Raw genomic sequence first — 9,466 nt, forward strand, 5'->3', positions numbered from 1 at the left:
CTTTTTCATGGCAGCGTTGCTCGCATTGAATGGCAACGATGCGTGGCCGTGGTTTCTGGCCGTTGGGGTGTTGATGTCATGAGTCGGTTAACCGCGATTATCTCCGCTCTGGTTATCTGCATCATCGTCTGTCTGTCATGGGCGGTTAATCATTACCGTGATAACGCCATTACCTATAAAGAACAGCGCGATAAAGCCACGTACATCATCGCTGACATGCAGAAGCGTCAACGTGATGTAGCAGAACTCGACGCCAGATACACAAAGGAGCTTGCTGATGCTAACTCGACTATCGAAAGTCTCCGTGCTGATGTTTCTGCTGGGCGTAAGCGCCTGCAAGTCGCCGCCACCTGTGCAAAGTCAACAACTGGAGCCAGCGGCATGGGCGATGGAGAAAGCCCAAGACTTACAGCAGATGCTGAACTCAATTATTACCGTCTCCGAAGTGGAATCGACAGGATAACCGCGCAGGTTAACTACCTGCAGGAGTACATCAGGACGCAATGTCTTAATTAACAGAGCCAGCTTAATTGCTGGCTGTTTGTGTAAGGATGGGGTTGTGTCAATGTTCAGGTATTATTATATGAATTACTGGATAAAATCGTTCGGTTTTGAATATCCGTCAAGAACCAGATTGTGATTCTCCCGATGAAGAACCAGTGTATCCATATAATCAGGTTTAAATCTCCAGCCGTTCATCTTTTTTGCAATTTTCGACAGACAGTGGTTATGTGTGAAAATTACAGTAATATTATCAGATTGTGATATTTCCAGTATGTTGTTTACTGCGTCATCATCACAGGTTGAAATATCAGGAATGGTTGCTGTTTTTCCACCCGAAAAAAAAGAGGCTGTCTGTATCGTTCGGACTGTATCTGTTGAATAGAGACCGTAGTCTGGAAACATTTTGCTGAATGCATTTCCATATTGTTGAGCTTTATTGGCTCCATTTATTGTGATGCCATCACGTTCTGACAGACATATATTTGTGGAGCGATCACATCGTTCTCCGTGTCTGATGAGAAAAATAAGCTGATGCTTCTGGTTAATTTCAGCGACGTCATTCATATCAAGTCTGGCCGGAGTTCTTGCTATATATATGATTGACAATAAAACTAATATAACGAATAAAGATATAATCAGAAATTTTATTATTGTGCGGCTGGGCATATAAATATCCTTATACAGGTGTGTGAAAAAGGACATTATTATTTGTAAATCTTATGTAATCCTTAAGGGTGTCTGACGTGGAGAAATGGGCACTGGTAGCGATACTGGTGCCTTTTTTCCTGGTGGGATGCGTCAGCTGGATAAAGCGCGTCAGCTTTTCGATACAGCCTCTCAGGTCTGTGAAATTGTTGATAGTGTCCGGCAGTGTATGCATGACTGAACGCCTGTAAGAGCAGAATATTTTGCTGAAAAATGAAGGGTGAGCCAGCGTCCGGAAAGCATGAAATTCTGCTTACTTGAAAATTTCATAAATAAATCCTTTATGTCGTCGCAAATACACAAGTGTTGAACAGTGCCCGGTGCGGCGACGGGCTTCTATATCAGGAGACGATGATGGAAAAAACAGAAAACAAACCGATTGTAATTGGTGCTGATGCTGCTCCGTTTAAGTTTGAGTTGTCACAACTGGTGGAGATGCGCATCAGTGATGAATGGGGTGAGGTTAAAGCTCGCGCTCAGTATGCGGATGGCGAGAATCAGTACTTACTCCACTACAAAGCAGCTGATGGTCGCGCCACGACGGAGTGGTTTGGTGAGTCAATGCTGGAAGCAACAGAAGATGATCGTCATCCGGGGTGCCTGGTATTTGCCGGCATGAAATTACCGGAAGGCGCTGTCGTTACGGAGTAACAGGTATTACAGCATCCCTTCAACAGTGAGGGGCTGCGATAATGCAGGTATTAGAGTGTGTGTAAATGATAATCGCTCCCATTTTTACGGGTCCTTTCCGGAACCTGAAACACCGGGGGACGGCAGACGCGCAAAAACGCGCTATTTATGAGATTTTTTGAGGGGGTGGTTGTTGTTTAATTGTTTTCTCTATCTCTTTGATAAGTAATAAAAAACAGGGTTTGATACAACAACCTGATGGCGTTTTTTGATGCTATCAATGCGAAAAATGCCAATTAAATCAAATGGTTTTGCAAAAACACATGGTTGTTATATCGCTTTTTATCGATGACTTATGGAGAGGAGATGGCCTTTTTATTGAATAAAAGCGATATGGCCTCCTCCATCGGTATATCCGTTCAGGCATTTGATAAATGGGGCGTTCCTCCTGTTGAGCGTCGGGGGAGGGAAGTTTTTTATGACGTTAAAACCGTACTGGAGATAGATCGCGAGCGGCGACAATACAATCAGAGAACACCTGATGACGGGAGCGATCTGGAGGAAAGATTACTCCGGGCCAGGGTTGAACTGACTGAAGAGCAGGCTGTAGCGCAAAAACTTAAGAATCAGGTAACTGAAGGCAAACTCATTGATTCAGAGTTCTGTATTTTCGCTCTCAGCAAACTGGCGATGGCATTGTCCAGTACGCTTGATTCCATTCCTTTATCCATGCAGCGACAGTTTCCGGATTTAACGCCGCGTCATATTGATCATCTGAAAACCCTTATCGCAAAAGGCGCGAATCAGTGCGCGCGGGCAGGGGATAAATTACCTGAGTTACTCGATGAATATATCCAGACTACAGCTGAATAATATGATGGCTGCCGTTTCAGTTGCGTTGCAACCTCTGGTCAGGGTTGTTCCGATGACGGCAGTTGAATGGGCTGATCAAAATTATTATCTGCCTAAAGAGTCGTCATATGGTGATGGAGAGTGGAAGACCCTGCCGTTTCAGGTTGCCATCATGAACAGTATGGGTAATGACCGGATCCGCACTGTTAATCTGATTAAATCAGCGCGCGTGGGTTATACCAAAATGCTGTTGGGCGTGATCGGGTATTTTATTGAGCATAAATCCCGTAACAGTTTGCTTTTTCAGCCAACAGATTCTGCAGCTGAAGATTTTATGAAAGCGCATGTGGAAGCAACATTGCGGGATGTTCCCTGCCTTAAAGCGTTGTCTCCATGGCTGGGCAGAAAACATCGTGACAACACGCTCACTCTGAAGCGTTTTTCCTCCGGAGTGGGGTTCTGGTGCCTGGGCGGTGCCGCTGCTAAAAACTACCGTGAAAAATCTGTGGATGTGGTCTGCTATGACGAACTCTCCTCGTTTGAACCGGATGTGGAAAAAGAAGGTTCACCAACACTGCTTGGCGATAAACGTATCGAAGGTTCGGTATGGCCTAAATCCATACGCGGCTCAACGCCAAAAATTAAAGGCTCCTGTCAGATTGAAAAAGCAGCGAATGAATCTGCGCATTTCATGCGGTTTTATGTCCCTTGCCCTCATTGCGGGGAGGTCCAGTATCTGAAGTTTGGCGATGATGCGACGCCGTCTGGCCTGAAATGGGAGAAGGGTAAACCGGAAACGGTGTATTACCTGTGTGAACGTAATGGCTGTGTGATCCGCCAGTCGGAACTTGACCAGACAGACGGGCGCTGGATTTGTGACAACACCGGGATGTGGACGCAAGACGGCCTGGCATTTTACAGCGCCGGTGATGAGGAGATGCCGCCACCGCGCTCCGTCACTTTCCATATATGGACGGCGTACAGTCCGTTCACCACCTGGGTACAGATTGTTTATGACTGGCTGGATGCACTGAAGGATCCGAACGGCGTCAAGACGTTTATTAACACCACGCTCGGGGAGCCCTATGAAGAGGCCGTGGCAGAAAAACTGAGCTTTGAGTTGTTGCTGGAAAAAGTCTGCCACTATGGCGCGCAGGTTCCCCTGAGGGTGGTTTACCTGACCGCCGGGATCGACTCCCAGAAAGATCGCTATGAAATTTATGTCTGGGGCTGGGCTCCCGGCGAAGAAGCCTTTCTGATTGATAAGCAAATTATCATGGGGCGACCGGAAGACGAGGACACCCTTAAACGTGTTGATGCGGTGATCCGGAAAAAATACCGCCATGCTGACGGTACTGAAATTTCCATTTCCCGTGTCTGCTGGGATACCGGTGGTATCGACCAGGACATTGTGTATCAGCGTTCCAGGAAACACGGCACTTTTTTTGTGCTTCCCATAAAAGGGGCATCGGTGTACGGCAAGCCGGTGATCACCATGCCCAAAAAGCGCAACCAGCGTGGTGTGTTTTTGTGTGAGGTGGGCTCCGATACCGTCAAGGAAATGCTGTACGCCCGTTTTGCCCTGCCGGTGGTATCTGCCAGTGAAGCCGCCCCGTATACCTTCCGTTTTCCGGATAACCCCGACATTTTTTCGGAAGAAGAGGCGCGTCAGATCGTGGCGGAAGAGCTGGTGGAGAAGGTGGTTAATGGCAGGGTGAAACTGCTGTGGGATAAAAAAGGGCGACGCAACGAAGCCCTCGACTGCCTGGTATATGCCTATGCTGCCCTGCGCGTTTCGGTACAGCGGTGGCAACTGGACCTTGAAGCGCTGGCGAGAGCACGAAGAGATGAACAGGATGAGGATGATATGAGCATGGAAGAGATCGCGGCTGCACTGAGTGGAGGATAAGTGATGATTTATACGCATGAGATGCTTTGTGATGCCCGCCGGGCATTACATGAACTGATGATCGGACGTGCTGTGGTTTCTGTCGGCAGGAACGGACGGCAGGTTCAGTATTCGCGGGCGACGATTGGTGAACTGCGGCAATACATTGAAGAGCTGGAGAGTGCGCTGGGTGTGTCCGGACGGCGTCGCGGTCCGGTGGGAGTGAGGCTGTGAATGTGGAGTTGATAGATGTTCACGGACAGCCCCTGCGACAGAGTATGGGATATTCCGGTGGCGGCTCCGGATTTGGTGGGCAACTTGCGGAATGGTTACCTGCGCCGGAAAGTGCCGATGTGGCGCTGTTGCCTTCCATTCAGCTGGGTAATGCCCGTGCGGATGATCTGGTCCGTAATAATGGCATTGCCGCGAATGCTGTGGAAATCCATAAAGACCATATCGTCGGACATATGTTTCGCCTGAGCTACCGACCCAACTGGCGCTGGCTGGGGATGTCAGAAGCTGATTCGCATGCCTTTATTGAAGATGTGGAGGCGGCGTGGATGGAATACTGCGATCCGGTGTTTGGCTCGATGGATGTGGAAGGACGTCGCTCGTTTACCGAATTTATTCGTGAAGGGGTGGGGGTCCATACTTTTAACGGTGAAATTTTTGTCCAGCCTGTATGGGATGCGGAATCCACGTCATTATTCAGAACAAAATTCAAGACCATCAGTCCGAAGCGCGTCAGTACGCCCGGTTATGGCATCGGCGATCGTTTTATGCGTGCCGGAGTGGAAATCAGCCGGCACGGAAAGGCGATAGCCTACCATGTTCAGGATGATGACTGGCCGGGTTACAGTGTCAGTAACTGGACACGGATTACGGCGACTCTGCCCTCCGGAAGACCGGGCATGATCCATGTGTTTCAGCCGCAGGAGGACGGGCAGACGCGCGGGGCAAACCAGTTTTACTCTGTCATGGAGCGCCTCAAGATGCTCGACACACTGCAGGCCACGCAACTGCAGTCGGCGATGGTGCGGGCGATGTATGCCGCGACGATTGAATCCACACTGGATTCGGAAAAAGCATTTGAATATATCGCCGGGGTGGGGGATGACAGTAAAAACCCGCTGAAAGCCATCATGAAAGGCTATGCGCACTATTACGCCATCAATGGGGTAAAGATGGGAGGGGTTCGTATTCCGCATCTTTATCCGGGGGATTCACTGAATCTGCAGACGGCACAGAATGCGGATAATGGGTTCTCTGAACTGGAAAAGGCGCTGTTACGCTACATCGCAGCCGGACTGGGCGTGTCCTATGAACAGCTTTCCCGTGATTATTCACAGGTCAGTTATTCCAGTGCCAGGGCATCCGCCAATGAGTCGTGGCGGTATTTTATGGGGAAACGAAAATTTGTGGCCAGCCGTCTGGCGTCACAGATGTTTGCCTGCTGGCTGGAAGAAGCCCTTATTCGTGGTGTGATCCGCCCACCGAAATCCCGTTTCTCATTCTGGGAGGCCCGTTCCGGGTGGTGCCGTGCCGAGTGGATTGGTGCCGGTCGCATGGCGATTGATGGCCTTAAGGAAGTGCAGGAAGCGGTGATGCGTATTGAAGGTGGTTTAAGCACGTACGAGAAAGAACTGGCCCTGATGGGCGATGACTATCAGGAGATTTTCCGCCAGCAACTGCGTGAAAGCCAGGAGCGACAGGCGGCTGGTCTTCCCCGCCCCATCTGGATAAAGGACACGTTTCAGCAGCAGATCCGACAGACAACGGGAGAGAAAGGCGATGCGTCGTAATTTATCGCATATTGCCGCCATGGCATTTAATGAGCCGCTTTTACTGGAACCCGCCTATGCGCGGGTTTTCTTTTGCGCGCTGGGTAAAGAGATGGGGGCCGGCAGCCTTGCAGTTCCTCAGCAGGCTGTTCAGCTTGATGCTGATGGTATGCAACTGGCTGTGACTGACTATATGGCGGGCGGTCAGCGTCCGGCAAAGAGTTACCAGGTGAAGAATGGCATCGCCATTCTGCCGGTGAGCGGCACGCTGGTGCATAAACTGGGTACCCTGCGGCCTTACTCTGGCATGACAGGCTATGACGGTCTGACTGCTCGTCTTCAGATGGCGGTGAATGATCCGGATGTGCGCGGCATTTTGCTGGATATCGACAGCCCGGGCGGTCAGGCAGCCGGGGCGTTTGACTGTGCTGACATGATTTACCGCCTGCGGGAACAGAAGCCCGTGTGGGCGCTGTGTAATGACATGGCCTGTTCAGCCGCCATGTTGCTGGCGGCAGCCTGTACGCGTCGGCTGGTCACGCAGACGGCAAAAATTGGTTCGATTGGCGTGATGATGGCGCACACCAGTTACGAGAAACAACTGGCACAGGAAGGGGTGGACATCACGCTGATTTACTCCGGGCAGCACAAGGTTGACGGCAACAGTATTCAGGCATTGCCGGCAGGTGTGCGTGCAGATTTTCAGCGCCGTATTGATGAGGCCCGCCGGATGTTTGTCGACAAGGTGTCGCTTTATACGGGGCTGAGTTCAGAGGCGGTGATGAATACCGAGGCTGCCGTTTATGACGGTCAGGCAGGGATTGATGCAGGCCTGGCTGATCAACTGATTAATGCTGCAGATGCCGTTGAAGTGATGGTTTCTGCAATAAATAAAGAAATTAATAGAGAGGTAAATATGTCGCAAACGAATGTTTCGATCATTGAGGCTGTGGCCCAGGAAAATCAGCGCGTGATGGAGATCCTGAATTGTCAGGAGGCGAAAGGGCGCGAGCAACTTGCGCAAATGCTGGCAGGTCAGCCTGGAATGACGGTAGAGCAGGCGAAAGCGTTCCTGGCTGCTGTGCCTGCTGCCAGTGTGGCAAATACAGGTGATCAGATTATGGGGCTGCCGGAAGCAAAGGGGCGTGAGCAACTGGCACAGATGCTGGCAGGTCAACCGGGGATGACGGTGGAGCAGGCGAAAGCGTTTCTGGCGGCAGCCCCTGCTGCCGGCACAGGCGATCAGATTATGGCGTTACCAGAAGCAAAAGGGCGTGAACAACTCGCGCAGACGCTGGCTGAACAGCCGGGAATGACCGTTGACCAGGCCAAAACGTTACTGGCGGCGGCACCGGTTGCTGGTTCTGCAAGTGTCGGCGATCAGATTATGGCGCTGCCGGAGGCGAAAGGGCGCGAGCAACTTGCACAGGCACTGACAGAACAACCTGGAATGACGGTGGCGCAGGCGAAAACGCTGCTGGCAGCCGCGCCGGTGGCATCGCAACCGTCACAGGAAACACTTTTTGATCGCTTTATGGCACAGCATGCTGCCAGTGCGGTTTCCGGTGGCGGAACTGCCGGGCGCGGGGAGGAAGACCTGCTGATGAGTATGCCGTAAGCGATATCCGGAATTCAGATAAATCAGGAGACTGAAAAATGATTAAAACCACCACGGAAAAGCGCGCGGATGTGAACATTTTTGCCGGAAGCGATCCGGCGCATACCGCAAAAGCCACCAGTGGTATCAGTGCCGCCACGCCTGCACTGACGCCACTGATGCTGGATGACGCCACCGGTAAACTGGTGGCATGGGATGGTCAGAAAGCCGGAACGGCCGTGGGGGTGCTGACTCTGGCGCTTGCCGGAACAGAACCCACGCTGACGTACTACAAAAGCGGTACGTTTGCCAGTGAGTCGCTGGTCTGGCCTGACTCTGTGGATGCGGTGAAAAAAGCCAACGCGTTTGTGGGAAGTGCCATCAGCCACGCCTGATGGTGAAGTGATTAACTGAAAAACGGGTCGCGATGCGGCCCGTTTGTGTTTCTGAAGGAAAATAAATTATGGGGTTATTTACCACGCGTCAGTTACTCGGGTACACCGAGCAGAAAGTGAAATTTCGTGCGCTGTTTCTGGAGCTGTTCTTTCGTCGCACGATCACTTTCCATACTCAGGAAGTCATGCTGGATAAAATTACCGGCAAAACACCGGTTGCGGCGTATGTGTCTCCGGTGGTGTCAGGCAAAGTGCTGCGCAGCCGTGGTGGTGAAACCCGCGTGTTACGTCCCGGTTATGTAAAACCAAAACACCGCTTTGATTATCAGCAGGCAGTGGAACGTCTTCCAGGGGAAGATCCGGCCCGCCTTAATGACCCGGCTTACCGCCGTCTGCGTATTCTGACGGATAACCTGAAACAGGAAGAGCAGGCGATTGTACAGGTGGAAGAAATGCAGGCAGTCAGTGCCGTTCTGCAGGGTAAATACACCATGAGCGGCGAGCAGTTTGAGACGATGGAAGTGGATTTTGGGCGTTCTGCCGCCAATAACATTACGCAGGCTGGCGGACGCGAATGGTCACAGCAGAATGCTGACACCTTCGATCCGACGCATGATCTGGATGCGTACTGTGATTTCGCTTCCGGCACCATCAATATCGCGATTATGGACGGCACGGTCTGGCGTATGCTGAACGGTTTTAAACTGTTCCGTGAAAAACTGGATACCAGTCGTGGCTCCAAATCTGAGCTGGAAACGGCACTGAAAGACCTGGGCTCCGTGGTTTCCTTTAAAGGTCATTACGGCGATCTGGCAATTGTGGTGGCGAAGACAACGTATGTTGACGAAAACGGGGATGAACAGCGTTATCTGCCGGAAGGAACACTGATTCTGGGGAACACTCAGGCGGAAGGCGTCCGTTGTTATGGTGCCATTCAGGATAATCAGGCACTGAGTGAAGGGATTACCTCTGCGATTCGTTATCCGAAACACTGGGATGAAGTGGGGGATCCTGGTTGCGAATATACCATGACGCAGTCTGCGCCGTTGATGGTGCTGCCGGATCCGGATGCGTTTGTGGTGGTTCAGGTGAAATAAGACGGGGGCGGGATATT

Annotated in this window: 10 protein-coding genes; 9 read left to right on the top strand and 1 reads right to left on the bottom strand. The window is 51.2% G+C overall.

Annotated features, from left to right (window positions below):
• Window positions 1–78: 78 nt before the first annotated feature.
• Window positions 79–516, top strand: a complete 438-nt coding sequence (locus QUF14_RS04415; protein ID WP_040091475.1) for a lysis protein — start codon at window positions 79–81, stop codon at window positions 514–516.
• Between the two features lie 72 nt (window positions 517–588).
• On the opposite strand, the gene QUF14_RS04420 is transcribed toward QUF14_RS04415, so the two are convergent.
• Window positions 589–1,170 (bottom strand): lipopolysaccharide core heptose(II)-phosphate phosphatase, encoded by a 582-nt coding sequence (locus QUF14_RS04420; RefSeq protein WP_040091473.1) that lies wholly within the window; start codon window positions 1,168–1,170, stop codon window positions 589–591.
• A gap of 393 nt (window positions 1,171–1,563) precedes the next feature.
• Between QUF14_RS04420 and QUF14_RS04425 the strand changes: the two genes are divergently transcribed.
• From QUF14_RS04425 to QUF14_RS04460, 8 genes are all read left to right on the top strand, one after another.
• Window positions 1,564–1,860, top strand: a complete 297-nt coding sequence (locus QUF14_RS04425) for a hypothetical protein (RefSeq protein WP_040091471.1) — start codon at window positions 1,564–1,566, stop codon at window positions 1,858–1,860.
• Window positions 1,861–2,205: 345 nt separating this feature from the next.
• Window positions 2,206–2,712, top strand: coding sequence for a terminase small subunit (locus QUF14_RS04430; RefSeq protein ID WP_040091469.1), 507 nt, complete (start codon window positions 2,206–2,208; stop codon window positions 2,710–2,712).
• A complete protein-coding gene (locus QUF14_RS04435; RefSeq protein ID WP_286333390.1) occupies window positions 2,684–4,600 on the top strand; it encodes a phage terminase large subunit family protein in 1,917 nt (638 codons plus the stop codon). The genes QUF14_RS04430 and QUF14_RS04435 overlap by 29 nt, the downstream gene beginning before the upstream one ends.
• 3 nt (window positions 4,601–4,603) lie before the next feature.
• On the top strand, window positions 4,604–4,813 hold the full coding sequence (locus QUF14_RS04440; protein WP_040091466.1) for a phage head-tail joining protein: 210 nt from the start codon (window positions 4,604–4,606) through the stop codon (window positions 4,811–4,813).
• 44 nt (window positions 4,814–4,857) lie between these two features.
• Entirely contained in the window at window positions 4,858–6,381 is a 1,524-nt protein-coding gene (locus tag QUF14_RS04445) for a phage portal protein (RefSeq protein WP_052319583.1), read from the top strand.
• Window positions 6,371–7,978, top strand: coding sequence for a S49 family peptidase (locus QUF14_RS04450; RefSeq protein ID WP_040091464.1), 1,608 nt, complete (start codon window positions 6,371–6,373; stop codon window positions 7,976–7,978). The genes QUF14_RS04445 and QUF14_RS04450 overlap by 11 nt, the downstream gene beginning before the upstream one ends.
• Window positions 7,979–8,016: 38 nt before the next feature.
• Window positions 8,017–8,352 (top strand): head decoration protein, encoded by a 336-nt coding sequence (locus QUF14_RS04455; protein WP_040091463.1) that lies wholly within the window; start codon window positions 8,017–8,019, stop codon window positions 8,350–8,352.
• 68 nt (window positions 8,353–8,420) lie between these two features.
• Window positions 8,421–9,449: a major capsid protein gene (locus QUF14_RS04460; protein ID WP_040091462.1), complete on the top strand. Its 1,029-nt coding sequence runs from the start codon at window positions 8,421–8,423 to the stop codon at window positions 9,447–9,449.
• The last annotated feature ends 17 nt before the right edge of the window (window positions 9,450–9,466 follow it).

Source organism: Escherichia sp. HH091_1A (assembly GCF_030295175.1).
Lineage (GTDB): Bacteria > Pseudomonadota > Gammaproteobacteria > Enterobacterales > Enterobacteriaceae > Escherichia > Escherichia coli_F.